This window comes from Streptomyces sp. NPDC037301, assembly GCF_055602785.1.
The window spans coordinates 155353-181679 of the sequence record NZ_JBVJWD010000008.1; the positions used below are offsets into that span (position 1 = coordinate 155353).

General features: G+C 69.2%; 21 protein-coding genes and 1 pseudogene. 11 read left to right on the top strand and 11 right to left on the bottom strand.

Going from position 1 to position 26327, the window contains the following annotated elements; all coding sequences use genetic code 11:
- Positions 1-161: 161 nt before the first annotated feature.
- Positions 162-2528, top strand: a complete 2367-nt coding sequence (locus ACZ7IB_RS16020; RefSeq protein ID WP_470913071.1) for a discoidin domain-containing protein — start codon at positions 162-164, stop codon at positions 2526-2528.
- Positions 2529-2605: 77 nt separating this feature from the next.
- Positions 2606-3342 (top strand): annotated as a pseudogene (locus ACZ7IB_RS16025) (IS701 family transposase); the annotation flags it as partial.
- 39 nt (positions 3343-3381) lie between these two features.
- Here the strand turns inward: ACZ7IB_RS16025 and ACZ7IB_RS16030 are convergent.
- From ACZ7IB_RS16030 to ACZ7IB_RS16040, 3 genes are all read right to left on the bottom strand, one after another.
- Positions 3382-4584, bottom strand: a complete 1203-nt coding sequence (locus tag ACZ7IB_RS16030; RefSeq protein ID WP_470913072.1) for an alpha/beta hydrolase family protein — start codon at positions 4582-4584, stop codon at positions 3382-3384.
- Positions 4585-4823: 239 nt separating this feature from the next.
- Positions 4824-5021 (bottom strand): hypothetical protein, encoded by a 198-nt coding sequence (locus tag ACZ7IB_RS16035; RefSeq protein WP_470913073.1) that lies wholly within the window; start codon positions 5019-5021, stop codon positions 4824-4826.
- A 272-nt stretch (positions 5022-5293) separates the two neighbouring features.
- Entirely contained in the window at positions 5294-7312 is a 2019-nt protein-coding gene (locus tag ACZ7IB_RS16040) for a hypothetical protein (RefSeq protein WP_470913074.1), read from the bottom strand.
- 824 nt (positions 7313-8136) lie between these two features.
- On the opposite strand from ACZ7IB_RS16040, the gene ACZ7IB_RS16045 reads away from it, so the two are divergent.
- On the top strand, positions 8137-8616 hold the full coding sequence (locus ACZ7IB_RS16045) for a hypothetical protein (RefSeq protein WP_470913075.1): 480 nt from the start codon (positions 8137-8139) through the stop codon (positions 8614-8616).
- A 519-nt stretch (positions 8617-9135) separates the two neighbouring features.
- On the opposite strand, the gene ACZ7IB_RS16050 is transcribed toward ACZ7IB_RS16045, so the two are convergent.
- The 8 genes from ACZ7IB_RS16050 to ACZ7IB_RS16085 all read right to left on the bottom strand — a co-directional run bounded on the left by ACZ7IB_RS16050 (position 9136) and on the right by ACZ7IB_RS16085 (position 17684).
- Positions 9136-10137, bottom strand: a complete 1002-nt coding sequence (locus ACZ7IB_RS16050; RefSeq protein ID WP_470913076.1) for a sugar kinase — start codon at positions 10135-10137, stop codon at positions 9136-9138.
- The gene (locus ACZ7IB_RS16055) at positions 10134-11003 is read right to left on the bottom strand and encodes an SMP-30/gluconolactonase/LRE family protein (protein ID WP_470913077.1); all 870 of its coding nucleotides are present in this window, start codon (positions 11001-11003) and stop codon (positions 10134-10136) included. Before ACZ7IB_RS16055 ends, ACZ7IB_RS16050 begins: the two co-directional genes overlap by 4 nt.
- Positions 11000-11647 carry a bifunctional 4-hydroxy-2-oxoglutarate aldolase/2-dehydro-3-deoxy-phosphogluconate aldolase gene (locus tag ACZ7IB_RS16060; RefSeq protein ID WP_470913078.1) on the bottom strand — a complete coding sequence of 216 codons (648 nt, stop codon included), beginning with the start codon at positions 11645-11647 and terminating at the stop codon, positions 11000-11002. The genes ACZ7IB_RS16055 and ACZ7IB_RS16060 overlap by 4 nt, the downstream gene beginning before the upstream one ends.
- Positions 11635-12513, bottom strand: a complete 879-nt coding sequence (locus ACZ7IB_RS16065; protein ID WP_470913079.1) for an aldose epimerase family protein — start codon at positions 12511-12513, stop codon at positions 11635-11637. Before ACZ7IB_RS16065 ends, ACZ7IB_RS16060 begins: the two co-directional genes overlap by 13 nt.
- Before the next feature lie 5 nt (positions 12514-12518).
- Complete coding sequence (gene dgoD / locus ACZ7IB_RS16070) at positions 12519-13664, bottom strand: galactonate dehydratase (RefSeq protein ID WP_470913080.1); 1146 nt, start codon at positions 13662-13664, stop codon at positions 12519-12521.
- Entirely contained in the window at positions 13661-14404 is a 744-nt protein-coding gene (locus tag ACZ7IB_RS16075) for a FadR/GntR family transcriptional regulator (RefSeq protein WP_470913081.1), read from the bottom strand. Before ACZ7IB_RS16075 ends, dgoD begins: the two co-directional genes overlap by 4 nt.
- A 40-nt stretch (positions 14405-14444) precedes the next feature.
- Positions 14445-15203, bottom strand: a complete 759-nt coding sequence (locus ACZ7IB_RS16080) for an SDR family NAD(P)-dependent oxidoreductase (RefSeq protein WP_470913082.1) — start codon at positions 15201-15203, stop codon at positions 14445-14447.
- Between the two features lie 324 nt (positions 15204-15527).
- Positions 15528-17684, bottom strand: a complete 2157-nt coding sequence (locus ACZ7IB_RS16085) for a right-handed parallel beta-helix repeat-containing protein (RefSeq protein ID WP_470913083.1) — start codon at positions 17682-17684, stop codon at positions 15528-15530.
- Positions 17685-17988: 304 nt separating this feature from the next.
- Here ACZ7IB_RS16085 and ACZ7IB_RS16090 point away from each other — a divergent pair, with 304 nt between their 5' ends.
- The 8 genes from ACZ7IB_RS16090 to ACZ7IB_RS16125 are packed head-to-tail and all read left to right on the top strand — an operon-like array spanning position 17989 to position 26277.
- On the top strand, positions 17989-19248 hold the full coding sequence (locus tag ACZ7IB_RS16090) for an ABC transporter substrate-binding protein (RefSeq protein WP_470913084.1): 1260 nt from the start codon (positions 17989-17991) through the stop codon (positions 19246-19248).
- Positions 19235-20215 carry a carbohydrate ABC transporter permease gene (locus ACZ7IB_RS16095; RefSeq protein ID WP_470913085.1) on the top strand — a complete coding sequence of 327 codons (981 nt, stop codon included), beginning with the start codon at positions 19235-19237 and terminating at the stop codon, positions 20213-20215. Before ACZ7IB_RS16090 ends, ACZ7IB_RS16095 begins: the two co-directional genes overlap by 14 nt.
- Positions 20212-21048, top strand: coding sequence for a carbohydrate ABC transporter permease (locus ACZ7IB_RS16100; protein ID WP_470913086.1), 837 nt, complete (start codon positions 20212-20214; stop codon positions 21046-21048). Before ACZ7IB_RS16095 ends, ACZ7IB_RS16100 begins: the two co-directional genes overlap by 4 nt.
- Positions 21049-21050: 2 nt before the next feature.
- Positions 21051-22994 carry a DUF8034 domain-containing protein gene (locus tag ACZ7IB_RS16105; RefSeq protein WP_470913087.1) on the top strand — a complete coding sequence of 648 codons (1944 nt, stop codon included), beginning with the start codon at positions 21051-21053 and terminating at the stop codon, positions 22992-22994.
- Position 22995: 1 nt separating this feature from the next.
- Positions 22996-23784 (top strand): RraA family protein, encoded by a 789-nt coding sequence (locus ACZ7IB_RS16110; RefSeq protein ID WP_470913088.1) that lies wholly within the window; start codon positions 22996-22998, stop codon positions 23782-23784.
- Entirely contained in the window at positions 23781-24719 is a 939-nt protein-coding gene (locus ACZ7IB_RS16115) for an aldo/keto reductase (protein WP_470913089.1), read from the top strand. The genes ACZ7IB_RS16110 and ACZ7IB_RS16115 overlap by 4 nt, the downstream gene beginning before the upstream one ends.
- Positions 24716-25597, top strand: coding sequence for an amidohydrolase family protein (locus ACZ7IB_RS16120; protein ID WP_470913090.1), 882 nt, complete (start codon positions 24716-24718; stop codon positions 25595-25597). Before ACZ7IB_RS16115 ends, ACZ7IB_RS16120 begins: the two co-directional genes overlap by 4 nt.
- Entirely contained in the window at positions 25597-26277 is a 681-nt protein-coding gene (locus ACZ7IB_RS16125; RefSeq protein ID WP_470913091.1) for a GntR family transcriptional regulator, read from the top strand. Before ACZ7IB_RS16120 ends, ACZ7IB_RS16125 begins: the two co-directional genes overlap by 1 nt.
- The last annotated feature ends 50 nt before the right edge of the window (positions 26278-26327 follow it).

Consider the following 26327-nt stretch of genomic DNA (forward strand, 5'->3'; position numbering starts at 1 on the left):
GTACAAACCCCACACCCCCCCCCCCCCCCCCCCCCTCCCCCCCCTCCCCCCCCCCCCCCCCCCCCCCCCCCCCCCCCCCCCCACGGCCGGCACCTGCTCCCCGTCGCGTCACCCGCACGAACCTCCAGGAACGAATCCATCGAGAACGCTTGGAGTTTCACATGAGAGTGCGTCCAAGACAGCTGCTGTGCCTTCTCGCGTTAATGGTCTCCCTGCTCGCCCTCGCCGCTCCCGCCACACCGGCAAGCGCCGCCCCCGACCCGGTCAACGCAAAACCCGCAGTGGTGCCCGCCCTCCAGAAGTGGCAGGGCCGCACCGGATTCTTCGAGCTGAGCCGGCACAGCCGCATCGTGTTCGCCGGAGCGCAGCGCGACCGTCTCCGCGACCAACTCGCCACCCTCCCCGACGAGATCGAGCAGGTCACGGGGCGCAAGCCGGCCCTGTCGCCGCGCCACCCGCACAGCGGCGACATCGTGCTGTCGATCGATCCCACCCTGCCCGAAGCGGTGGACAGCGCCCGGTTCAAGGAAGAGGGCTACACCTTCACGGTCACCGGCAAGAACGTGCGCATCACCGCGCCGAGCGCGAAGGGCGTCTACTACGGCACCCGTACGCTCCTGCAGATCCTGCTGCTCGACGACGGCCGTAATTCCGTCCCCGTGGGCACTGCCGTGGACTGGCCGAACTACAAGGTGCGGGGCTTCACGCTGGATGTCGGGCGGCGCTTCTTCACCGCGGACTTCATCCGGGACTACATCCGTCTCATGGGCTGGTTCAAGCTCAACGAGTTCCAGATCCACCTCAACGACAACGGGTTCAAGGGCGACCGTCCCTGGAGCGAGGCCCAGGCCGGCTTCCGGCTCAAGACCGAAAACCCCGCGCTGTCCGGCCTGGCCTCGAAGGACGGAGCGTACGACCGGCGCGACTGGGACTCCTTCGAGGACACTGCCGCCGCCAACGGCGTCACGCTCGTCCCCGAGTTCGATGCTCCCGCCCACTCGCTCGCGTTCATCCGGTTCAAGCCGTCCCTCGGTCTGAACCACGGCGACTCCGACCACCTGGACCTGTCCAAGCCGGAGACCACCGCGTTCATGAAGTCGGTGTTCGACGAGTTCACGCCGTGGTTCCGCGGTCCGGACGTGCATTTCGGCGCCGACGAGTACCGGGTCGACAAGCCCCGCTACAAGACCTACTTCAACGAGATGGCCGCCCATATCCGCGCGCTCGGCAAGCATCCGCGCGCCTGGGGCAGCCTGTCCCTGATGGCGTCCAGCACCGAGGGCTACGACCGGGACGTCACCCTCAACAGCTGGAACAACCAGTGGTACGGCCCGCAGGCCGCCAAGAAGGACGGCTACTCGTTCATCAACACCAACGACGCCCTGCTCTACATCGTCCCGTTCGCGAGCTACTACCACGGCCACGGCCTGGACGGTAAGTACCTCTACGACAACTGGGAACCCAATGTCTTCCCCGACGGCCAGAGCGTCGCACCGAAGGACCCCCAACTCCTCGGCGCCATGTCCTCGGTGTGGAACGACCTGACCACGTCCAGCTACACCGAACTCGACGTACACAAACTGGTCGAGCCCACCTTCGGAGTCCTGGCGCAGAAGATGTGGAGCGGCGCCAACTCGGGTGTCCCGTACAGCGATTTCATCTCGACCGTGCGCAAGCTCGGCGTGGGTACGGGGCTGACCGAGGTCGCCACGACACTTGCCACCCCGGCCAACAGCGAGCTGAGCGCGGGCAAGCCGGCGACCGCGTCCGCGGGACCGGCCGACGCGGCGTTCGACGGGGTGAGCACCACCAAGTGGCAGAGCGGCCCGGGAGATCACGCCTGGCTCCGCGTGGACCTCGGCCGCCCCCAGGTCGTCACCAAGGCCGACCTGGACTGGGCGCCCGCACACGGCCGCGACTACGCGATCCAGGTGTCCGGCGACGGCACGACCTGGACCACGGTCGCCCGCCGCACGGACCGCACGTCCGCGGGATCCGACACGCTCACCTTCGAACCGGTCACCGCCCGGTACGTGCGTCTCGTCGGCACCGAAGCGGCCCGCAAACAGGACGGCTACGCACTGTGGAGCATGCGCGTCTTCGACGCAGCGGATCTGGCGCTGCACCGGCCGACCACCGCGTCGTCGTCCGAAGTGCCCAGCCTGGGACCGGAGAACGCCACCGACGGTGACCCGGCGAGCCGCTGGGCCAGTGCCTACCGTGACGGCGAATGGATCCAGGTGGACCTGGGCCAGGCGCAGACGGTCCGCCGCGTCCTGCTCGACTGGGAGACGGCGTCCGGACAGGACTACGACATCCAGGTCTCCGACGACGGAGCGAACTGGAAGACAGCCGCCGCCGTCCGGGACAAGCCCGCGGGCGCCCGCGTGGACGACCTCACCTTCGCTCCCGTGTCGGGCCGGTACATCGGCATGCAGGGCATCAAGCGCACGTCGTCCTTCGGCTATTCGCTCCGGCGCCTCGAGGTCCGGGCCGCGAGCCCGGCGACGAACCTCCTGCGCCGCTGAGACGTGGTGCCGGCCGGTGACGGCGCCGGTCGGCACCACTGCACAACCCCTACCAAGCACGGAATAGCCGCGCTAATAATGACGTGCGCGAGTACGTCCTGGAGCATCTACACGACGAGGGTGCAGTGCTGGTGGTCGACGGGACCGGGGACGTGAAGAAGGGCACGCACACCGTCGGCGTCCAGCGCCAGTACACCGGCACCGCCGGGAGGATCGAAAACGCGCAAGTCGCTGTCTACCTCGTCTACGCGGGACTGCGCGGGCACGCGGCGGTGGACCGGGAGCTGTACATCCCGCACTCCTGGACGCGCGACCCAGATCGCTGCCGAGCCGCGGGCCTGGACGAGGACACCGTCTTCGCGACCAAGCCGGAGCTGGCCGTCCGCATGATCGGCCGATTTCTCGATGCCGGGCACCGCGTCGGCTGGGTCGCGGCAGACGAGGTCTACGGCGGCAACCCAAAGCTGTGCTCCGCGCTGGAAGAGCGCCAGGTCGGCTAGGTGCTCGCCGTCGCCTGCTCACATGAAGCCACCACCGGCGCGGGGAAGTTCCGCGCGGATGCCCTGGCCGCGAAGGTGCCGAAGCGGGCCTGGCAGAAGCTGTCGGCCGGGGCCGGTGCCAAGGGGCACCGCTTCTACGACTGGGCGGTCATCGATCTGGCCGAACCCCGCCCCGGCAGCCGCCAGCTGCTGATCCGCCGCAACCGCACCACCAGTGAACTCGCCTACTACCGCTGCTTCTCACTCGACCCGGCGCCCCTGGCCACCCTGGCCGCGTCGCTGGATCAAGGTGGCGGGTGGAGGAGACCTTCCAGCATCCGTGCGTCCGGGGGCGCTCCTGTGTGTGCCGGTATTCAGGGCTGCTGGAAGACGACCTCGGGGTTGTCGGGTGTGGGGCCGTCCAGCAAGGGCTGGTGCCGTCCGCGCAGGTGCTGGTCGAGGAAGGCGCTGACGTAGTCACGGGTGATCCGGACCTGCCGGTCGGTGGAGAGCGTGACCGTGGGGTCCAGCGTCACGCCCAGCCGGTCCTCCAGGACGGGGACGTCGGTGAAGCTGGAGTGGCCGGAGCCCTCGACGCCGATCCAGCGCTTCCAGCCGTCCAGCCGCTGCCAACCCTGGTCCCAGGACTCGTCCTTGCCGCCGGGGGAGTGCGACGCGGTGCCCAGCATCATGAAGGGGCGCCTGGCGAGGCCGGAGGCGGGAACGCGCTCCTGGAACGTGCCGTCCATGTTGATCCCCGCGTCGAAGCGTGGGTCGGCGAGCATCGCGGAGGCGGCCGCGCTGCCGCCGATGGAGTGGCCGGCCACGGCGACCCGGCGTCGGTCGATCATGCGGGAGCCCTCCCAGGCGGGACGGTGGCCGGTCAGCCGGTCCAGTACGAAGGAGAGGTCGGCGGCCCGACCGGTGGAGACGAGCCTGCCCAGTTCCTCCCGGGCCTCCTCGCTGGGCGCGGACGTCATCTTCTCGCAGGCCACGCAGGTCAGGAGCCGGCCGTCGGGCAGCTCGGTCCCGAGGGACTCGTAGGCATGGTCGACGCTCGCCACCACGTAACCGCGGCTCGCCAGGTCCTCGGCGAGCGAGGTCACCGTCGCCCGGGGGTTGCCGAAGCCCGGGGAGAGCAGTACCAGGGGGAAGTGCCCGGGGGCCGTCCGGGCGCCGGTGCGGGCATGGGTGCCGAGCGAGCTGAGCGTCGCCGGCTGCACGGTGCCTTCCAGCCCGATGCCCGCCAGCAGCAGGCGGGCTTCCCCGGTGCTCATGTACGGAGCGGTGGCGCCCGGCCGCCCGGGGCGGGCGGGATAGTACAGGGACACCATCAGTTCGCGGTCCCCGGACTCAGGCACCCAGGGGTCGGTGCGGTCGTGGTCGGTGAGGTGGAGGATGTCGCTGCCGACGGCGTACGGACCGGTCGGACGGGGCAGTTCGAGCGTGGCGGCGGCGGAGGCGGCCGGGGCGGGCGCGGGGCCGGGGACGGCGTGGGCGGTGGCGGCGGGCGTGGCCAGCAGGGCCATGGTGGCGAGGGCGGCGGCAGCGGTCCGTCTGCGGAGTCTGATCGTCATGTGAAGGACACTAGGCAGCCGGATCGGACAGGGCATCAACCCGGAGGACGATCTCGTGGGGGACCAGGGGCATACGTACGGGATACCGCAGAGGTAGTGGGCGGGCGACTACCGACCATCGTGGCCGGGCCGCGTCCCTCCCGTACGGTGGCGGACAGGACCGCGCTCGACAGCACGAGACCCCGGGCGCTATCGCCCGGGGTCTCTCTGCGACATGACGTGACGTCTGTCCTGCCGGTTCAACGATTGGCCATGGCTGGTGTCACGCCCTCCACCCCGAGCTCCGCGAGGACCTCGCGCTGCTCCTGGGTGAGCTTGTCGCGTCGGCTCTTGGTGTTGCTGATGAACACGCCGAGTTTCACGACGTGCTTCTGGCCGTCGATGTCGATGGGTTCTTCGTGTTTGGGAGTCTTCGCAGTGTTCCAGCTCGTGGCCATGTCCGGTCCACAGTGAATAGCCAGGGTGAGCTGGGAACTGCCCGGCGCACCCACTTGATGTCTTCCGGGTCACGCCCGGTGTGACGGCAAGCGGCAGCGGATCGCGGTTCGGCCCCGAGGTGTACCGGCTTCCCGAGCACAAGCCCGGGAAGCCGGCGTTGCCGCCCTCGCCCTGGTCGGGTGGGTGGGCCTCACCGTTTGTCCGCGTCGCATTTCCGGCCTACGGCCGGGTTTGCTATGCCTGTCCGGAGAACCCGGGCGGCAAGAGCGATTCAGGCGACCTCGTCCTGAAGCCGGGTGTCTTCGTCAGTTGGCTGACCATCGAACTCGCCTTCCGGTTCCTCGCCTTCCTCGTCGTCAGGGTCTGCATCGAGGTCGTACGGGTCCTCGGCGATGATCCCGTGTCGCTGGACGCTCCGCTGTTGCCAGACGGGCAACTTGAACAGGACGTCCTGCAGGATGTTCCGCCACGCCTCGCAGTCGGCTCGATCGGCGCCCAGCGAATCGATAGCACGGGTCCCGTCGTCTGCCCTGACCGCCTCCACAACCTTGACCGCCCCCTCGACCTCCTGGATCGAAGTGGCCAACTCGTGGAGGGCGTTCCCGAGAATCTCAGCCGCGTTTCGGGGGGCCGGTGTGAGTGATGGGCCTTCGCCAGCGGGCGGGAAGGTGCGGCGGAGGTCCGCGTCGGTGACGAGGATGTCGCGGCCGTCGTCGTTCTGAGTGACCCGTCCTGTCTCATCCACCTTGCGGGTCCTGCGACCCGCCGCAGAGTCGAGGAGCGTCTGCTTCAGCTGGTGCACACCGTGCTGGGTACTCCGCATGCGGTCGATGACCTCGCCTGGGTGCCGACGATCGGGTTGATCATTGTTGTTCGTGCCACGGTCACCCGTGAGCTGGCCGTTGATCACCAGGGGATAGGCGCTGCGGGCCGCCAGTTCCCGGGTCGCCACACCTGGCTCCCCCTTTGTCACCTCCTCAAGCGCGGCTTGAGCCAGCTCCTCCGTCCCACGGAACGTGGCCTCCCAGTCCTTGGCCAGCTCGCCCGGGAAGGCCGACTTCAGGTACTTCCGCATCCGTTCCCGCCTACGGGAGTCCTCTTCCGAAACCGAGCGCATAACCAAAGAGGAAGCTACGTCGATCAGCAGCTTGGTGGTGATGTTCTTGCGGGTGCTCTGTCCGGTGATGGCGACCCGCACAGCGGCGTGGATCGGCTGATCGCGCTCGGCGAAGAGCCGGACGATCGCCGCCGCCCGAACGGACGGGTCGTCGTTGAATCCGGCGGCCTTCGCCTGGTCGGGGGTGAGAGCACCGCGTAGCCAGTCGGCCTTGGCGGGAGTGATCAGTTTTCGCCGCTCGATCTCGTCCACCACGGCATCGGCGAGAGCCTCGTTCTCCGCGGCTTCGCCCCACGGCTTGGGGGAATCGACGTGCCGGAGCGCGACCAACGACTTGACGGCGACGCCGAAGTCAGCGGTGGTGCCGTCATGCGGTTCGAAACCGACGAGCAGCAGCGCCGGAAGCCGTTCGCAGCGCACGGTGACTGCCACCTCGGGGTCAACTTGTGCCGGGTCGCCCGCAGTCGTGATCGCCTCGTTGAGCTTGCGGATGTGGGAACGCAGCTTCGCCGTGTCCCGGAGGTAAGGAACGTCGGCGGACCTCAGGTCGAGCAGGTCGTGGGCGCACGTCACGCGGCTCGACCCCTCTACCGTGACCGGAACCGTTACCCCGGGCGTGCTGTCCTCGTGCTGAAAGGCCGTCGCGGCCAGCCACACCTCTGTCATCACTCCCTGGTGACGGAGGGACTCGCGCCAGTCGTTGTGGTCGAGCACGTACTCCTTGGACAGTTGTGCCGCCCACGCGAGGTGTTCCTGGTTCGCGAGCCTCTGCACGAGTTCCGGGCGACTCCCCGACGCCGCGATCGGCTCGGCCAGCGGACGGAAGCGCGTGCTCTCGCCAGTGCCGATCAGGTTCGAGGCCGGGTGCCGGCGCGACGGACCGATCCGCGGGTTTCGCGGGTCCGGGATGATATAGCGCGCCCATACGTCAGCCCGGATGGCCAGGATCACGCCGCCGGGCACCCGCAGCCGCTCCGGGGACTCTGCCACCCGGCGGGCGGCAGATGGGTCGACGACAGCCTGCGCGAGGGCCAATGCGGCGGGCTCGCCCATGGTGAAGTGTTCGATGAGTTTGTCGGCGAGCTTCCGTGTTGCGGCTGCCAATGCAGGCAGAGGCAGCGCTTCTACGGGGCGGGGCAGCACGGTCTCGCCCGCGCCGGATGATGGCTCCATCAGGGTGTTCTCCGATCTTCGTCCCGGTGTCCATCCAGGCACGCACCTGGACGCCGTGGTCGTCCAAGGAGATCGGTCATGCTGTTTCCCGTTCTCCCCCTCGGCTCGCCCGGGCTAGACCCGATGTGTCCGAGACGGCATCAGCACGCTCGACCGCACTTCCGAGACGTACCGGCTTCGGCTGCCGGCGTTGCCGCCCACCGCCAACATGGCGAAGGTGAGGAGCTTGAGTCCGCTGATGTGACTGCCCGAAGAACGCTAGCAGCAGGGGTGACACCCACTTAGAATCTGCTTATTCCATACCTATTGGCCACGCAGTTGTGCTAGGCAGCCGTGTTCCCTGGGCATGGCGATCCGGTCATCGCGCCTGCCCGTCAGCTGTCCCTGAGGCGAGGTCCCACGCGGTGCGTTCGTGGAGCCGATTGATCACGCCACCTACGGATCCCTCGCAGGCAGCCCCCTGGCAGCTAGATCGAGGTTGGCACGAAGAGTCGGGTGTCGGGGGCTGATGAACGCGCGAGCGACTCTGTCAGTACCTGCGCGTAGCGTGAGCCCTGTCCGACCCGAGAACAAGGAGCAGGGATGTTCGATCGCGACGTGAACTATCCGTGCGCTGTCGCCAGCAACGACACCGAAGGTGTGGACGCGGCCATCAACTGGTGCTGCGAACACGTGGAGGACGGCGACACGCTCAACGTCTGGACCAGCCTCAAGTCCAACCTGCAGAACCTCTCGGAGTTGGACCAACTCGTGTCCCGACACTCCAACGTCGAGCACATCACCGGCAGGGGCGCGGGTTCATCCGTGGAAACGGTCCGGTGCTCATGGCCTGGCCGGACATGGCGGACATCGGGAAGCTGGTGCAGTACGGCGGCCACCGCATCCGGGCGCTTTGCGTCATCACGTGGAACGAAGACGAGATCAGGCCGTGGGTGACAGTCGTGAGGCCATCGATCCTTGGCGACGGCTCAGCGTGGGAAGAGCTGACACCAGAACTCGATCGCGTCGTCGTCGAAGCCCTGAAGAGCCTGACGCTGACCGTCAACCACAACAACACCATCTCAGCCGGTTACGAGAAGGACATGGTCGTGAGCTGCCTGCTCGCACTGCACGACGCCGGCATCCCGATGGATGATGAAGCCATGCAGGGGTGGGCTCTCGCACACGGATGGTCGGGCAGCAACCCCGAGCTCCTTGCCAAGTACGTGGAGGACATCAACGCAGGGAAGCGTCCGCGAAGCCGCCGCATGCTCCGTCAGGACTACGTCGACAGCCTTCGAAGTCGAACGGCGAACAACGCATAAAACCACAGACCGACCACCGTCCTAGTGACAGGGCTCCTGGGGAGCCATCTGGGAGCCAACCCGCTCCCCGACCCCCTTCGAGACCACCCGAGACCACGACATCCCGACGCTCTGACCAGGGCAAACGCCATCGGCGCTGGCAAGATCAGTAACCGACCCTCATTCGGGACGAAGAGGCCGCTGGTTCAAACTCGAACCCGCCACGGCCGACTGCTGTCTGCTCTTGACCGGCAAGGCTCCGGCCGCGCCGCGGTCTCCGTTCTGGTCTCATCCACCGGCGTCCGGGATCGTTGAGGAACCCACCTGCCCACCTTCACGGGGGAAGGCTCACCAGCGTGGAAGCTGGCGGAGTCCCGGCAGGACTGTGCAGGGACTGCTGATCCGGCGCAACCGCACCATCGGCGAACTCGCCTACTAACGCTGCCAAATCGGACCTGTGTTCTCCCATCGGCCGAGGCGATCATGCCTGGCTTCAGGGCCGCACGGAATGCGGTTCAGCTCAGTGGCCGGATCGCCGGGTCACCCACCTTCTGCCCACTCCTCGGGCCCCGCGTCGAGTAGCTCGGCGAGGCGGGCGCGGTCCGGCAGCGGGCCGTGGTCGCCGGTCACCCGCAGTGCGGCGCCCGCCGTCAGATGCCCCAGCCGCAGCGCCCGTACAGGTTCCTCGCCGCGCAGCAGCCCGGCGAGGAACCCAGCCGCGAACGCGTCACCGGCGCCCACCGGTTCGATGACTTCGACCCTGGGCGCGGGCACGGTGTGGACCCTGGGGCCGTCGAAGGCGGTGGCGGCCCGTGCACCGTCCTTGACGACGAGGACGGGCGGTTGTGGCAGCAAGTCCCGTACGGCGAAGGCGTCGGCCAGTCCGTCTCCCCACAGGGCCTGTGCCTCGTCGAGGCCCACGAACGTGATGTCCGCCCGTCGGGCGAGCCCGAGCAGCACGGTGGCCGCCGCACCGTCCGCCCACAGAGCGGCCCGGTGGTTGACGTCGAAGCTCACGGGGCACGGGCGTTCAGCAATGTCGGGCTCGAGCAGCGCGGTGACCAGGTCCCGGCAGCCTGCCGAGAGCGCCGGGGTGATGCCGCTCAGGTGGATGAGGCCTGCGGAGCGCACGGCGTCGTCGTCCAGGAGGTCCGGGGTCAGGGCCGAGGCGGCGGAGCCGCGGCGGTAGTAGTGGACCCGGGTGCCCTCGGTGCCGGGGTCCTTGACGAGGAGTCCGGTCGGGCGGTGCGGGTCGGTGCGTACGCCGCTGACGTCCACACCGGACGCGGCCACCTCGGCGCGGATCCGGTGTCCGAACGGGTCGTCACCGAGCGCGGAGACCCAACGGGCGGGCACCCCGTGGTCGGCGAGGTACATCGCCACGTTGGACTCGGCGCCCGCGATCCGGATCCCGAGCAGACCGGCGCCGTCCAGCGGGGCGGCGGGTTCGGGGATCAGCGCGGCCATGGTCTCACCGATACAGGTCACCGGTCCCGTCACCGGCCGCCGGCCGGTTTCGCGGGACGTGTGAATCGCCGTCACTCGGTTCTCCCGGGGCGGTAGGCACACGTGGGAAGGCCCCGGACGCCGACCCGGGTGGTGAAGACCGCGCCGTCCAGCGGTCCGGGTGCAGCGAGACCGTGCCGCGCGCTGGTGACGTACAGGCTGTCCCCGTCGAGGCACAGCCCGGCGGGCTGCGTCGCAGGAATTCGGATCTGCCGGTCCAAGGTGCCGTCGGCGCGGTAGCGGTGGACGGTGCCGGTGCCCCAGACCGCAGTCCACAGGGCGCCCTCGGCGTCCACCGTCATACCGTCGGGGCTGCCGCGGTCGAAGGCGGCGAAAGTGTCCGGCGTACCCGGCAGCCCGGTGTCCGGGTCGACCGGGTACCGGCGGATGATGCCCTTGGCGCTGTCGGCGAGGTACATCACGGTGCCGTCCGCACAGAATGCCGGACCGTTGGGAACGGTGAGGCCGTCCAGCACCCGGATCACCGTGCCCTCGTGGTCGACACGGTAGAGGGAGCCCGCGCCGTCCTCGGCGTCGTAGGCCATGCTGCCCGCCCAGAACCTGCCGTACGGATCGGCGGTCGCGTCGTTCATCCGCATGGCCGTGGCGGCCCCGTCCTCGGGGCGCGCGAGCCACTCGGTCCGCCCGTGCGCGGTGATCAGGCAGACACCGGTGCCGGCGGCCGCGATCCAGGTGCCGGGGCGTGCGTGGACGGGGGAGACCGCGCCCAGGGGCACGGACAGCCGGGCGAGTTGCGTCAGCGGAGCCGAGCGGTCCGCGGGTCCGGCCAGCAGCCGCCCGGTGAGGATGTCGACGAGAACGATGCCGTCGTCGACCGCGCGTATTCCTTCACCGAGCCCGAGCCGGTCCTGCCAGCAGACGGCCGGTGTGCCGGCGGTCATCGGCCGGCGTCCGCGGGGGCGGCGGCGCGTACGGCGTCGCGGAAGGCGCGCGCCCGCTCGCGGAGTGCTTCGAGGCTGCCGCCGTCGGCCGCGTCGCTGATCAGCGGCGAGCCGACACCCACCGCGGTAGCCCCGTGCGCGAGATAGGCCCCGGCCGCGTCGGCATCCACCCCCCCGACCGGCACGAACGGCGCGTCCGGGAACGGGCCCTGCAGCGCCCTCAGATATCCGGGGCCACCGGCCTGCGCCGCGGGAAAGATCTTGAACGCGTCCGCACCGAGCCGCCGCGCGGCGACGATGTCGGTGGGGGTCATCACCCCCGCGAGGACGGGCAGCCCGAGGCGCCCGGCCTCCGTGACGGCCTCGCAGACGGCAGGGGTGACGACGAAGCCGGCTCCCGCGTCCCGCACCGCGTGTGCGTCCTCCGCGGTGAGGACGGTGCCCGCACCGAGCGGTGCACCCGGGCCCAGCGCGGCGCGGGCCCGGCGGATGACGTCGAGTGCGTCCTTGCCGCTGAGAGAGACCTCGATGAGCGGGAGGTGCTCCTCCGCCAGGGTCAGTACGGTTCTGAGCGCGGCGTCCGCGTCGTCGCCACGCACGATGGCGACGATCCGGTGGGTGCGCAGCGCGGTCAGCAGATCCACGTGTGAGTTTCCTTCCTGTCTGTGTCTTCCGGTGCCGTGTCGGATTTCGGCTCCGTCCGTGGCGCTGGTTGTGTCCAAGGCTCCGGTGCCTGCGCAGCCAGGGTGAGACGCCAGCGGACCTCGCCGCTGCGCGGAACGCACGCGGCGTCCCCGTCCCGCGCGGCCGCCAGGTCGAAGACCCGGCCGAGCATGGGCTCGACCCCTACGGACCGGTACGGCTCCTGCTCGGGGAAGCCGCCGAGGTTGCGCCACAGCGCCACGGACACCGGCTGGCCTTCGGCCTCGACGGCCATGCGCAACGTGGCCGCGCCGTCGCGGACGTACACCTGCGGGGTGTCGACGATGGCGCCGACGGCCGTCCCGTCATCCGGCCCGAGACGGTCGAGCCCTTCCGTCCGCCCGGGCTGCGACGGCCAGGAGCAGGGGGTCCACCGGGCGCCGCTGTCGGGATAGAAGCGGGTCGGCGTGCCCTCCCTGATCCCGATATGGGCCTCCTCCGAGAGATCGAACAGCGCGTGCGCGGCCCACAGGAAGCGGTAGCCGGGTTCGGCCGTGAGCCGGTAGTCGGCCACGGCGCGGCCCCCGTCGCTGCGAATCCGGCGGCTGAGCCGGAAGTCCGGGCAGTCGACGGACTCGGTGCCATCGGCCCACTGCCAGGGCCGGGCCCAGGCATCGCCGTGGTCGGGTGTGCCGCGTACGGTCGGTACGCATTCCTCCAGTCCACCGGCGTCGGCGAAGGCGTCGCCCGGAATGGCGCCGGGGCGGCGTGGCTCGTCGCGGTGCCAGAGCCATTCGCGGCCGGCCGCCCGCAGCGACGTCCACCTCCCGCCGCCGGCCGGGTCGGTCTCGATTCTGACGGTGGGCATCGTGCTCACCACTCGGCGAAGGCGCCGTCGTCGTACCGCCACACCGGATTGCGCCAGGCGTGCCCGGTCCGGTCAGCCGCGCGTACGGCGTTCTCCTCAACCGTGACACCGAGCCCCGGCAGGGCCGTGCGCCGCGCCCGTCCGTCGACGAAGCGGAACGGTTCGGTGTCGACGACGTACGACAGCAGGTCGGCGTCCTTGTTGTAGTGGATGCCCCGGCTCTGCTCCTGGATGAGGAAGTTCGGGGTGGCGAAGGCGATCTGGAGACTGGCAGCGAGTGCGATCGGGCCGAGGGGGCAGTGCGGGGCGAGTTGTGCACCGTAGGTCTCGGCGAGCGAGGCGATGCGGTGGACCTCGGAGATGCCTCCGGCGTGCGAGAGGTCCGGCTGGGCGACCGCGATGCCGGCGGTGAGGGCGGGCAGGAAATCGGCCCGCCCGTACAGCCGTTCGCCGGTGGCGATGGGTACGGAGGTGGCGCCGACGAGGGCGGGCAGCAGGTGCCCCTGCTCGGGAAGGAGCGGTTCCTCCACGAACAGCGGGTGCAGCGGCTCGATGGCGTGCAGGACCCGGCGGGCGCCGGCCGGTCCGAATCTTCCGTGCATGTCGATGGCCACATCGCGGCCGGGGCCGAGGACCGCACGGGCGGCGGCCACCCGATCGACGACGGCGGCGGTCTCGGCGGGGGTGGCGAGGGGTGTGGTGCGACCCGCCGCGTTCATCTTGACGGCGGTGAAGCCGGCCTCGACCTGGGCGGTGATCTCCTCGGTGAGCTGGGCGGGTTCGTCGCCGCCGACCCAGGCGTAGACCCGCACCTCGTCGCGGACCGGACCGCCGAGCAACGCGTGCACGGGGGCGCCGTAGGCCTTGCCGGCAATGTCCCACAGGGCCTGGTCGATACCGGCGACAGCGCTGGAGAGTATCGGGCCGCCCCGGTAGAAACCGCCCTTGCTGAGCACCTGCCAGTGGTCCTGGATGCGCAGCGGGTCCTGTCCGATCAGATATTCGGCGAGGACATCGACGGCGGCGCGGACGACCTCGGCCCGGCCCTCGACGACGGGTTCCCCCCAACCGACGACGCCCTCATCGGTCTCGATCCGGCAGAACAGCCAGCGTGGCGGGACGAGAAAGGTCTCGATGCGAGTGATCTTCACCGGTTCGTGGTCCCCTCGTCGGTGGCCGGCCGGGGGCCGTGAGCCCGGTCGAGGTCGCGTACGGCCTGGTCGAGCAGGTCCCGCATGGCGCGTTCGGCGGCAGCCTGGTCCTGGTCGCGTACGGCGTCCAGCACAGCCCGGTGACTGGGTACGGGGTCCTCGCTGTGCGGCGAACCGTGCACGATCTCGTCGCGGTGCGCGAGGCCCGACTCGATGACCATCTCCATGCGTTCGAGCAATTCGTTGTGGGTGGCCGCGAGGAGCGCGCGGTGGAAGGCGAGGTCCGCCTCGACCGCGTGGGCCGCGCCGCCCTCCTGCTCACCCATCGCGGCGAGGGCCGCTTCGAGCGCGTCCAGGTCGGAATCGGTGCGGCGGGCGGCGGCCAGCCGGACAGCGGCCGGCTCGATGATGCCGCGCACCTCACCGAGGTTGTGCAGCAGTGCCGGATCGGTGCCGGAGTCGGTGCCACCCGCGAACTGCCAGCGCAGCACGTCCGCGTCGAGGAGGTTCCAGTCGGCGCGGGCTCTGACGAAGGTGCCGCGTTTCTGGCGCGCGTCGACCATCCCCTTGGCGGCGAGGACCTTCAGGGATTCCCGCAAGGCGGTCAGGCTGACGTCCAACTCGTCCTGCAGCGCAACGAGATCGAGTGTCGCCCCTTCAGGGATCTCGCCGCTCAGCACCCGGCGCGCGAGAGTCTCCACGGTCTGGCCGTGCACTCCGCGGCGCGCGTATGGCGTCATGTCTGTGTGCCTTTCTGGTGTGCGATGGGTACGGAGACGGTCAGGCCGAGGCCTTGACGACGGACCAGCCGCCGTCCACCAGCAGGCTCGATCCCGTGATGTAGGACGCCTCGTCGGCGGCGAGAAACGCAATCGCCGCCGCGGCCTCCTGGGGGGTGCCGAAACGCTTGGCGGCAGTCTCGGTGACGCTCTGCCTCCGGTCCTCCTCCGAGACCCGGTCCCATGCCCCGGTGAGGATGGGGCCGGGCAGGACGGCGTTGACCCGCACCTCGGGTCCGTACTCCACCGCCAGTTGTCCGCACAGAGAGAGCAGCGCGCCCTTGGACGCCGCGTACGCGGGATGTCCGGGGATGCCCTTGTGGGCGTGGACCGAGGAGGTGAGCACCACGGCGCCGCGGCGTTCACGCAGGTCGGGCAGGACCGCACGGAAGCCGAGGAACGCTCCGGTGAGGTTCACTGCGAGCTGGCGCTCCCACGAGGCGACGGTCATCTCGTGCGCGGGGGTGACGTCGACCGTGAAGGCGTTGCTCACCAGGACGTCGACGGGGCCGAAGGTGTGCGCCGCGGAGACGATCCGCCCCCAGTCGACCTCGTCCGCGACGTCCGTGCGGACGAAGAGGGCCCGGCCGCCCGCTGCTCGGATGCCCGCGGCGACACGCTCGCCCGCGTCCTCGGCGATGTCGGCGAGGATCACCGCGGCGCCTTCGGCGGCGAGCCGTTCGGCGGTGGCCGCGCCGATGCCCGACGCGGCTCCGGTGACCACTGCCACCTTGTCGGCGAAGCGGGTGCTTCCGTTCATGGGGCTGTCGGCTCCTCGGGTGGTGAAGCTGTCGGCGATGCTGCCGGTGGCGCCGTTCGGACGGTTGGCTACTGCCTCACGCGTACGACGAGTTGGACTGCGGGGTGACCAGAAAGGTGCGGCTCTGTGCTGTGCCGAGGTGTGCCTGCGACTCCGCATGCGCGCCCACGGAACGAGGCCCGGCCTCCTGACCCAGGCGGCCGGGCCCTCGTTCGGCTGATACAGACTGGCGGGGCAACCGGGCCACCGTCAAGATTAATTACTAATTTATCTATTGGCTTTGACTGGGCCGGTTCCCTGCCCCGCGGCTCTCGGCCGCGCGGGTCACGAGAGTCCGATCCGGTTCATGGGTATCCGCTGGTATCCGGGGAGTTGAGCGGCGATCAGGTCGTCGTTGCCCAGGGTCGGCTTCCCGTTCACGACTGTCACGACGCCAGGATCGGCAGTGAGTGTCAGGTTGCGGTCAACCGTTCCGTACGTGCGCGCGGACGGGGCGATGCTCAGCGCGGCGACGGTGTAGAGCGCGTTGTACTCGACGACGTTGTACTTCGGGTATGCCGGCTGGTCGTCGGCGATGTTCACGAGGCTTGGATAGCGCGACCGCCACGGCTCTTCCCGGTAGGGAACGGCGGCCAGCAGGTTGTACATCCCCCACGCGCCGCCGGGTGCCACGTTCTCCGCCGCCCAGTTGAGCCCTCGTTCGTCGAGCTGCACCGAACGAGTGCACGACAGCATGACGTTGTTGGTGATGATGTTGTCCCGGCCGCCGCCGATCTGGAAGGCGGTGTCGACCTTGTAGAAGATGTTGCCGAACATCTTCGTTCCGCAGAAGCAGTCGTCGAGGTAGACACCCGAGGCGAAGTGGGATCCGCCGCTGCCCACGATGTCGTGCAGGAAGTTGTAGCGGATGACCGTGCCGCGTCCGGTCCACTCCCGTCCCGCGTAGATGGCGCCGGCGTCGTTGGTCTGTTTCACCACATCGTTGATCTCGTTGTACTCGATCACGTGATCGTTGCCGCGGAAGAGGATGGCGACGTGCGGCGCATCGTAGATGTGGTTGTTGGCGACGTGGTTTCCGACACCGGCGAGTTCGACCGCGGGGCTGTACGTCAACTGGAGGCGGCTGTAGTCGTGGATCTCGTTGCCGACCGCCCGGTTGAGCGCCGGGGTGAGGGTGGCCCGGTCACCGCCGGCGAGGGCTATGCCCCCCTGGCCGGTGGCCTGGATGTGGCAGCCGCGGACCTCGTTCCGCGATCCGCCGTGCGGGCCGGCCGAGACACTTGAGTCGCCGATCGTGACCGCGCGACCGCCCAGGAGCCGCAGGGTGCAGTCCGCGACCGTGTTGGACGTGCCGTCGGTGATGACGATGCCGTCGCCGCGCGACCCCTCGAACATGAGGTTCGAGAACGTGACGTTCGAGCAGCCGTTGAGGACGGCCATCGGGTCGGCGAGCAGCGACAGTTGCACCGACGCGCCGGACAGGTCACTCGGCGGGTACAGGTACAGCTTCCCGGTGGCCCGGTCGAGGTACCACTCACCCGGCGAGTCGAGTTCCTCAAGCACGTTGTAGTAGTAGTAGCGCTGGCCCGCCTTGACGCTGTACATGCTGGCGGTCTTGGTGGAGACCGTCTGCGCCGCCGGATCGATCGCCTTGATCTGAAGGTTGCCGTCGGCCCACTCGTAGAACCAGTAGCCCTGCATCCACACGTCACTGGTGTCGGTCCAGGTCGACGGCCGGGGGTCGGTGTACTTGAACGTGGCCCCCTTGGCGAATTCGGCGGCCATCTTGTCGGGGTCGCCGAGGACACTGCGGGGGTTCCCGCCCGGGTCGATGACCTGACCGACGGCGAGGAACTCGGTGTTCGGGTAACGGGCGAGGGTCATCGCCTCGCTGTTGAAGAACAGTTCGGGCGGGGTGACCGCGCGCGGCAGGCCGTATCCGGTCTGGACGATCTGGCCGTAGTCGGTGATCCCGAGCGCCTTCAGGTCGAACTCGCGGACGATGTCGCGTGACCCGGCCGGGAGGCGGTCGCGGATTGCCTGGTCGCTGACCGCCTCGAAACCGGTAGCGGGCAGGTCCACGCCGCCGACGAGCCGGACCTGTTCGCCCTCGTAGGCGGCGTAGGTGACCGGCCGGCCCGGTGCACCGGAGTCCTGCGCTTCGAGGGTGAAGCTTCGCGTCCTCCGGTACGTGCCGCCCCGGAGGAAGACGGTCACCGGTTCCGTGGCACGGCCCGGCGCCCCCTGCCGCCAGGTCCGGATCACGTCGCGCGCCTTCTCCAGCGTCGCGAGAGGCGCGGCCTGCGTCCCCTGGTTCGAGTCCTTCCCGTTCGTTGCCACGAAGAAGGACTTCTGGTCCTCGGGCCGGTCCCGCCGGTCACCGGTACCGGCGTAGGCCGGCCCGGCGATGAGGGCCGCCGACGCGCCGGCGCCAACGGCCCCGGCGGCCCTGAGGAGATCACGTCGAGAGAATCTGGACATGTTGTGCCTTTCGTAGGTGCCTACTGGAACCGGGCCCTCGGTCCGGGCGCACAGCGCCTCCGGCCGAGCCTTCGTTGCACGACGCTCCGACTAATCGATAATCGTTGAGCGATAAGTAGCGGGTCGCCGGTGGCGAGTGTCAAGGGATCTTTCAAAACCCGCTGGATGAAGCACAGTTCGCACGCAGCGCAGGTTGCGAACGGGTAACGCCTCCATTGACAGGCCTTGACCGTCGCGGGCAGGTCCTCGATGGTGAGCTCGCTATCGATAAGCGATAAGCGATTAGTGATCGATGGAGGGTTCGATGGCTTCGGGTTCTCGCCGGCACCTGGTCAAGCTGGGTGCCATCGCCATATCCGCCGCACTGCTCACGGGCTGCTCGACCGGCTCGGACTCAGCAGGCGGCGACAAGAACATCCGCATGCTGGTCAACATCACTCCGGTGCTGACCAAGCAGTTCTACAAGGACCTGGTGGCGGGGTACGTCGCCAGTCACCCCGGAGTGAAGGTCACGATCGAGGCGCCCACCGGCAGGGGCATCGAGGACACGCTGAAGCAGCAACTGGCCGCGGGCAACCCGCCCGACATCCTCGCCGGCGGGCAGAACACGGCTCTCGCCGGACAGATGGAGCCGCTGCCCGACGAGCAGTGGGTGAAGGACGCACCGTTCGCGGAGGCGTCCAAGCTGGACGGCAAGGTGTGGATGGCCGGCACCGGCGTCCAGCTTCAGTCGCTGGTGTTCTACAACAAAACTGCCTTCGCCAAGGCTGGTGTCACCGGGACGCCCAAGACGGTCGACGAGTTCACCGCCGCGCTGCGCAAGCTGAAGGACGCCGGTTACACGCCGCTGCAGACCGGTGGTGAGTGGACCACCGGCGCGCAGGCCCTGATGATGGCCAACCCGAACGTGATGAACACCGAGCCGCAGTGGTACGCGAAGCGGAACAAGGGCTCCGTGACCTTCGCCGGCAGCAACTACGCCAAGTACCTAGGCGTCTACCAGTCCTGGATCAAGGACGGCCTGGTTCCCAAGGACGCCAACGGCATCAAGTACCAGGACATGATCAACAACTTCACAGCCGGCAAGTCGGCGACGATGGTGATGGGCAACTGGCTGGCGGCCTCGCTCGCCGAAGCGAAGCCGGGCATCGACGCGGGCGTGTTCCCCGTCCCCACGTCCGACGGTTCCACGCCGCCGCAGGCGGCCAACCCGGCCATGCCGTACTCGGTGCTCAAGAGCTCCAGGCACGCGGACGCGGCGATAGACCTGGTGAAGTACCTGGTCAGCGACAAGAAGGCGATCACGAAGGCGCTGAGCGCGGAAGGCAACTTCCGTACCGGATACAGCTACGAAGCCTCCCCGCTGACCAAGGACATTGCGAAGCTCCTCGACGAGGCCGGCGGCAAGACCGTGGCGATCGGCCCCGGACTGGGCGACAACTCTTCCCCGGCGGGCTTCCCCGCGGAGTTCAACACCCAGGTCCAGAGCATGTATCTCGGGACGACAGCCGATCAGGTGGCGGGTGCCATGGACAAGTGGTGGGCCGCGAATGCGCCCAAGTAACGAGACGCTTACCGCTCCTGGACCGTCGGACAACCCGCCGGTCCCCGAGCACCCCCGTCACACTCACCACACTTCCCCGCGCCCGCTGCGCGCCCGCGCCGCCCGCAGCCTGTCCAGCATCTTCATGGTCGGCCCCGCGCTGGCGGCGATCGTGGCCTTCATCCTCATCCCTGTCGTGGTCGCCGGACGGCTCAGCCTCACCGACTGGGACGGTTTCTCCGACAACTCCAAATTCGTCGGCCTGGACAACTACGTTCAGCTGTTCCACGACCCGGACGTGGCGAGCGCGGCATACGTCACGCTCGTGATCGCGGTGGTCGGCACCGTGGCCTGCAACGTCCTCGGCCTGGGCCTCGCGGTCATGCTCAACGGCCAGGGGCGCGTCAAAGCGATGCTGCGGGGCCTGTTCTTCTACCCGCACGTGCTCGGCGCGGTCATCATCGGTTTCCTGTGGTCGGCCATACTGAGCAGCGAAGGAGCGGTCAACACCCTCCTGACCGCGGCGCACCGCTCGAAGATCCCGTTCCTGTCCGATCCGCAGTGGGCGCTCGCAGCAGTCGTCTTCGTGGTGATCTGGTCGACGTTCGGGGTGAACGTGGTCCTCTACCTCGCCGGGCTGCAGACGATCCCCGAGTCGCTCTTGGAGGCGGCGCGCATCGACGGCGCCTCACGCTGGCAGACGTTCCGCCAGGTCGTGCTGCCGATGCTGGCACCCACGGTGACGATCAACGTGGTCCTCGTACTCGTCCAACTGCTGCGGGTCTACGACCTGGTACTGGCGATGACCGACGGTGGTCCGGCCGGCCACACGCAGACGTACGCGTACCTGGTCCTGTCGGAGTCGTTCCTGAACGGGAAGATCGGCTACGCCTCGGCCCAGAGCATCGTCCTCATGATCGTCATCGCGGTGCTCGCCGTCGTGATCGTCTCGCTGCGCCAGCGCAGCGAGAAGGCGGTGGAACTGTGAACCGCAATGCAGGCAGCCGGGTCGGCTCGGTCATGCTCGGCCTCTTCGCACTGGTCATGCTGGCGCCGCTGTACCTCGTGATCGTCAACGCGTTCAAACCGGAGTCGGCGATCCGTCAACGGCCGTTCTCCGCCGACCCGGGCGTGCTGTCCACGGACTATCTCCGAGCGGCACTGTCGTCACCGGACTACAACATCATCAAGGCGTTCGGTGTGACGGTGATGTTCGTGGTCCTGGTCAACGCGGTGTCTCTGGCGCTGGCCGGTCCGGCCGCCTACGTCATCGCCCGGGGTACCCGCCCGTGGCACAAGGGGATGCTGCTGGTGTTCCTGGCCGGGCTGTTCATCCCCGGGCAGGTGCTGGTCATTCCGGTGATCTATGTGCTGCGCTTCACGGGCCTGATGGGCACGATCCCCGGGTTCGTCATGTACGAGGCGACACTGACCCTGCCCCTGTCGATGTTCCTGTTCGTGGGCTACATCAAGTCCATCCCCCGGGAGCTCGACGAGGCGGCGCAGATCGACGGTGCAGGCCGGCTGCGCACCTTCTGGCAAGTGATCTTCCCGCTGATGCGGCCGGTCGTGGTCACCGCGGTCGTCCTGCACACCATCGGGGTCTGGACGGACTTCGTGAACCCGCAGATCGTGCTGGGCCCGACGTCGGGCCTGTATACCGTGATGACCGGCGTGTACTCCGCGATCGGTCTGCACACCACCGACCTGTCCGTGGTCTATCCGACGCTGCTCCTGGCGATCGCACCGGTGCTGGTCTTCTTCGTGATCATGCAACGCAAGATCGTCGGTGGCCTCACCGCCGGCGCGACGAAGGGGTGACCGTGGGCAAGCACATGGTGAGCGTGACGGCATCCGTGCCGGCCTGCGAACCGCCGGCCTGGGCCGTACTGCAACGACAGTTGTTCTCGGTACTGGACGAGGCATGGCGGGTTTTCGAGGACCGGTACTGCCACCCCGACGGCGGGCTGCGCTTCGACGGGGAACTGAAAGGCCGTGACGGGGCGGACGACTTCTACGAACCGTTCTTCAACTGGCCGATGCTGTACATGCTCGGCGGGGCGGACGACCTCCTCGACGCCAGCAAGAAGCACTGGAACGGGATCACTCGGCAGCTTTCCGACGCCGGGTTCCTGGTCGACGAGTACGAGCGCGGGTACGACTGGTTCCACCAGGGCGAGTCGCTGCTGATGTTCTACGGGATCTGCGCGGCCGACCCGTCCGACGACACGTTCCGCCGACGGGCGCTGCGCTTCGCCGACCTCTACCTGCCCACCTCGCCCGTCGGCAACGTCGACGGCTCGCAGCGGATCATCCGGGCTCCGCACACCGGGGCCGGCGGGCCGCGCCGGGGCGTGGATGACGCATGGGCGCAGGGGTTCGGCGCGGAACTGACCAACATGAAAGCGTACGGCCTGCCCCTGGAGGATCTGCCCGGCATCAACACCTGGGACGACCTGGCCGACCCCGTCAACGCGCGACGTATGGGCGAGGCGATGAACCGGCGGCTCGGCGACGGCGACGTCGCGGTGAACCTCGCTTCCACCTCGCTGATCGTTAACGCGTGGCTGTACACGGGCGAGGACCGGTACCGCGACTGGCTCGTCGACTACGTGCAGGCCTGGCGGGACCGGGCCGCCGCTGCGGGCGGCGTCATCCCCGACAACGTGGGGCCCTCCGGGGAGGTCGGTGAGCTGCACGACGGCCGCTGGTACGGCGGCCCGTACGGCTGGACCTGGCCTCACGGTCTGCACAGCGTCGGCGCGGTCGCGGTCGTCGCTGCCATGAACGCCGCTCTGGTCACCGGCGACAACGCGTGGTTCGACCTGGCCCGCGCCCCACTGGACCGGGTACTGGAAGAAGCGACGCGCGGGCCGGTTCGTGACGGTGACTCCAGCATGGCCACGACCTGGCTCCAGCGCCTGGGGCCTGATGCCGACAGCGACCTGCAACTGGTGCCCTACCGGTACGGCCTGCACGGCTGGTTCGACCACCAGCCGCTGCAGATCGCCTTCCCGGCCTGGATCTGGTGGTGCTCCGGAGACCCGCAGGACCGGCAGCGGCTTGACCGCGTGGAGCGCGAATGCGGCTACGACTGGACCACCGTGCACGCCTTCCGCGACAAGGAGGAGGCCGGACACGAGGCGCCGTGGCTCGCCTACCTCGACGGTCGCAACCCCGACTACCCGGCCCGAGCCCTCGGCATGGCGCTGGGGCAGGTCGCCCGCAGGATGGCACTCGTCCGCGAGGATGTGACGACCACCCGCACCGATGACATCCACTGGTGGCAGCGGCTCAATCCCGTGGTGACAGAGATTCTGGTGCAGCTGACCACCGGCGCTCCCGCCACCCTCTACAACGGGGGGCTCCAGCAGGCACGGGTGCGCTATTGGGACGCCGACCGCGGCCGTCCCGGCCTGCCGGCCGACGTCGCCGCCCTCGTCGAGGGCCTCGATGAGGTCCGGGTCGGCGTCCAGCTGGTCAACCTGAGTAACACGAGCGAGCGGCGCGTGGTCGTGCAGGCCGGCGCGTTCGCCGAGGACGGCATCGACCATGTCGTGGTGGATCAACTCGACGGCGGCTACCCGGGCCCGAACCGCGCCTACCGGGCCGACGAGCTCACGACCAGTACCCGGCGCATCAACGTGCTCGACAACCACCTGCTGGTGATCCTGCCGCCGGGGACCCGGCTCGGCCTGACCATGCAGGTGAGGCGCCGTCAGTTCACCCCGAACCACCCGACGTTCGACCGATACCAGGAGAAGTAGAATGACGAACGATGAGCATGCCCAGCCGGTGTTCCCCCTTCCGGTGCGCGGCGACACCTACCGGCGGGCCGATGTGGAGCTGGTGGACCAGATGGGCCAGGTGAGCAGCGCCACCGCGTGCGCGAAGCTGCACGGCATGGGCATCAGGCGCACGTGGATGGAGGGGCCGCAGCCCCTCACGACCGGGCAGAAGATCGCCGGTTCGGCGTTGACGCTCCAGTTCATGCCGCAGCGCGAGGACATAGCCAGCGGTTTGGCCCAGGAGGCCGTCGAACGCCAAACCGCCCTGTGGGCGGCCCTGGAGGCGGTACAGCCCGGTGACGTCCTCGTCATCCAGGCGTACGGGTCGGCGTTCAGCGGCTGCGTCGGCGACATGCTCGTCCGCTACTTCAAGCGCAAGGGCGGCGCCGGGATCGTCGTCGACGGCCGGATCCGGGACGCTCCGCGGGTCCGCGAGCTCGGCGTGCCGATCTGGTGCACCGGCACCACCCCGCACTACGCCTCCCAGTCGGAGCTGTTCCCCTGGGCGTACGACGTGCCGGTTGCTGCCGGCGGGGTGCTGTGCCTGCCCGGCGACATCGTGGTCGCCGACGATGACGGCGCCGTCGTCGTCCCCCAGGCGATCGCGCCGGAGGTGGTCGCCACGGCCCAGGACCACCAGGAGTGGGAGGTGTTCAGCCGGATGCGTCTCGACCAGGGCGCCCGGCTCGGCAACTACTACCCGCTGACGTCGGAGTCGCGCGCGGAGTACGAGCAGTGGCGCGACCAGCAGCGGTCGTCCCAGCGATGAACCATGTCTCGGGCCCGGGTGTGCTGGGCCGCACCGGTCTCACGGTCGGCAGGCTCGGCCTGGGCTGCGCGCCCCTGGGCAACCTGTACGAGCCGGTTCCGGAGCAGGAAGCCACCGGCACGGTGCGTGCCGCGCTGGCGGGTGGGACGCGCTTGTTCGACACCGCCCCCCGGTACGGCAACGGCGTGTCCGAACAGCGCCTCGGCCAGGTACTGGCCGGGGTACCCAGGTCTGAGGTCGTCGTCGCGACCAAGGTCGGATACCTCCTCACCGACGACGGGGCCGAGCCGGACTTCTCCTATGACGGCACCATGCGGTGCCTGGAGCGGAGCCTGACCCGGCTCGGCCTGGACCGGGTGGACATCGCGCACGTGCACGACCCCGACCACCATGAGCAGGAGGCCCTCGCGGGGGCCTTCCGCGCCCTGGTCGACCTGCGGGAGCAGGGCGTGGTGTCGGCGGTGGGCGCGGGCATGAACCAGAGCGGCATGCTGGAGCGGATCGTCGCGCAAGTCGACGTGGACTGCGTGCTGCTGGCCGGCCGGTACACTCTGCTCGACCAGGAAGCTCTGACGGGCCTGCTGCCTGAGTGCGAGGCCCGCGGTGTCGCGGTCATCCTGGGCGGGGTGTACAACTCCGGCCTGCTGGCCGATCCGCGACCCGGCGCGAGGTACGACTACCGGACAGCCGAGTCGCAACAGGTTGCCACCGCGCTGGCCATCGCGGAGATCTGTGCCCGTCACGGGGTGCCGATGAAGGCGGCGGCCCTGCGGTTCGCGTGGGGGCATCCTGCCGTGTCCGCTCTGGTCGTCGGAGCCAGGACGGCCGATGAAGTGTGGGAGAACCTCGCCATGGCGCAGACCACCGTCCCCGCCGACCTGTGGGCGGAGCTGCGCGCAGCGGGACTGCTCCCGCAGGAGGTGCCGACGCCGTGACCGTCATCGACGCACACGTCCACCTGTGGGACCCCGACCTGCACGACCACGCGTGGCTGCGGTCCGCGGGCGAACTGCATCGCCCCTTCCTTCTCGACGACCTCGCCGCGGCCTCCGGGTCGGTGACGGCTGTTGTCGTGCAGGCCGGGCGGACCGTGGACGAGGCCCGTTGGCTGCTGGGCCTGGCCGCGCGGTCCCCACTGCTCGCCGGCGTCGTCGTCCACGCCGATCTCGCCGATCCGGCCGCCGTGGACACGATCGACGCACTCCGCGCGGAGGACGGGGGTTCGGCGCTGGTCGGGGTCCGTGACCCGGTCGGGGCAGGCGAGGGCGCCCGCCTCGGGCTGCCCCAGGTGCGGCGCTCACTCGCGGCTCTCGGCGAGCGGGGCCTGGCCATGGACCTCCTGCTGGGGCACGGGACTCTGCGTGAGGCATACGCAGCGGCCAGGGACCTGCCGCAGGTGCGGTTCGTCGTCGACCACGCCGCCATCTCGGCCGTCGACGTGCGGCGCGAAGGCCTCAGCGAATGGGCCGCGCAGCTGACGCCACTGGGCCGACTGCCCAACGTGGTGTGCAAGTTGTCCGGACTCGGCAAGGCCACCGCCGAACCGGACGGAGTGCGCCTGGACGCCGTGGCGCGGGTGCTGCTCGACGTATTCGGGCCACGCCGGCTGATGTTCGGGTCCGACTGGCCGGTCAGCACACAGTGGTCGCCGTACGAGGACGTGGCCGGGGCCACGGCCCAGGTGCTGGACGGGCTGACCGCTGACGAAGCCGCCGCGGTCCGGGGTGGAACGGCCATCAGGGCATACCGACTTGATCTGGCGGACCCGTCCGCCGGCGACAGGATGACAATGATCCGGCAGAGGGAGCACTGATGACTGGTCTGAATGATCTACTGGAACAGAACAGGGGCATGACGTCCGGCGGGCTGCTGTCCGACCGCGTCTACCGGCTGCTGCGCTCGGCCATCCTGAGCGGCGAGATGGCACCGGATCAGCGGATCGTCGAATCCGACATCGCCAAACGCCTGGGCATCAGCCAGGCCCCGGTGCGCGAGGCCGTCAAACGGCTGGTGCACGAGAGCCTGGTCACTCACGTGCCGCGGCTGGGCAGCCGGGTCGCCAATATCTCGATCGAGCAAGCGGAGCAGGCACGAGAACTGCGCGGTCTGCTGGAGGAGTTCGCCGCCCGAGCCGCCGCCCAGCGCCGCGCCGAGGGCTACGTCGACCAGCTGAACTCGGTGATCGACGACATGCGACGGGCGGCCCTGCACGACGACCCGAGCAGCTTCCGCGACAGCGACATGGCTTTCCACCGCCTCGTCTGCCAGGCCAGCGGCAACCACCTGCTGCCGCGGTTGTGGGAGGTGATGGAGCCCAGTCTCTGGACGCTGCGCGTGGTCTCCAACCCGTTCTACACCGGCAGCCGCGACAAGCTGGTCGACGAACACGCGCGCCTGCTCGACATACTCGTCAACGGCCGGGAAGACGACGCCGCAGAGGCCTTCCGTCGCCACGCGACCGGCGGGGCCAAGCCGTCACAGCGCGACGAATAAGACCATCCGGCTGCACGCGGTAAGCGGGCGCGATACGTACCACGACCGTA

What these genes read in the sequence shown, in the direction of transcription:
- ACZ7IB_RS16020 (WP_470913071.1), top strand. Translation starts at nt 162, where the DNA reads ATGAGAGTGCGTCCAAGACAGCTGCTGTGCCTTCTCGCGTTAATGGTC.
- ACZ7IB_RS16030 (WP_470913072.1), bottom strand. Translation starts at nt 4,584, where the DNA reads ATGACGATCAGACTCCGCAGACGGACCGCTGCCGCCGCCCTCGCCACC.
- ACZ7IB_RS16035 (WP_470913073.1), bottom strand. Translation starts at nt 5,021, where the DNA reads ATGGCCACGAGCTGGAACACTGCGAAGACTCCCAAACACGAAGAACCC.
- ACZ7IB_RS16040 (WP_470913074.1), bottom strand. Translation starts at nt 7,312, where the DNA reads ATGGAGCCATCATCCGGCGCGGGCGAGACCGTGCTGCCCCGCCCCGTA.
- ACZ7IB_RS16045 (WP_470913075.1), top strand. Translation starts at nt 8,137, where the DNA reads ATGGCCTGGCCGGACATGGCGGACATCGGGAAGCTGGTGCAGTACGGC.
- ACZ7IB_RS16055 (WP_470913077.1), bottom strand. Translation starts at nt 11,003, where the DNA reads ATGACCGCCGGCACACCGGCCGTCTGCTGGCAGGACCGGCTCGGGCTC.
- ACZ7IB_RS16065 (WP_470913079.1), bottom strand. Translation starts at nt 12,513, where the DNA reads ATGCCCACCGTCAGAATCGAGACCGACCCGGCCGGCGGCGGGAGGTGG.
- ACZ7IB_RS16075 (WP_470913081.1), bottom strand. Translation starts at nt 14,404, where the DNA reads ATGACGCCATACGCGCGCCGCGGAGTGCACGGCCAGACCGTGGAGACT.
- ACZ7IB_RS16080 (WP_470913082.1), bottom strand. Translation starts at nt 15,203, where the DNA reads ATGAACGGAAGCACCCGCTTCGCCGACAAGGTGGCAGTGGTCACCGGA.
- ACZ7IB_RS16085 (WP_470913083.1), bottom strand. Translation starts at nt 17,684, where the DNA reads ATGTCCAGATTCTCTCGACGTGATCTCCTCAGGGCCGCCGGGGCCGTT.
- ACZ7IB_RS16090 (WP_470913084.1), top strand. Translation starts at nt 17,989, where the DNA reads ATGGCTTCGGGTTCTCGCCGGCACCTGGTCAAGCTGGGTGCCATCGCC.
- ACZ7IB_RS16095 (WP_470913085.1), top strand. Translation starts at nt 19,235, where the DNA reads ATGCGCCCAAGTAACGAGACGCTTACCGCTCCTGGACCGTCGGACAAC.
- ACZ7IB_RS16110 (WP_470913088.1), top strand. Translation starts at nt 22,996, where the DNA reads ATGACGAACGATGAGCATGCCCAGCCGGTGTTCCCCCTTCCGGTGCGC.
- ACZ7IB_RS16115 (WP_470913089.1), top strand. Translation starts at nt 23,781, where the DNA reads ATGAACCATGTCTCGGGCCCGGGTGTGCTGGGCCGCACCGGTCTCACG.
- ACZ7IB_RS16125 (WP_470913091.1), top strand. Translation starts at nt 25,597, where the DNA reads ATGACTGGTCTGAATGATCTACTGGAACAGAACAGGGGCATGACGTCC.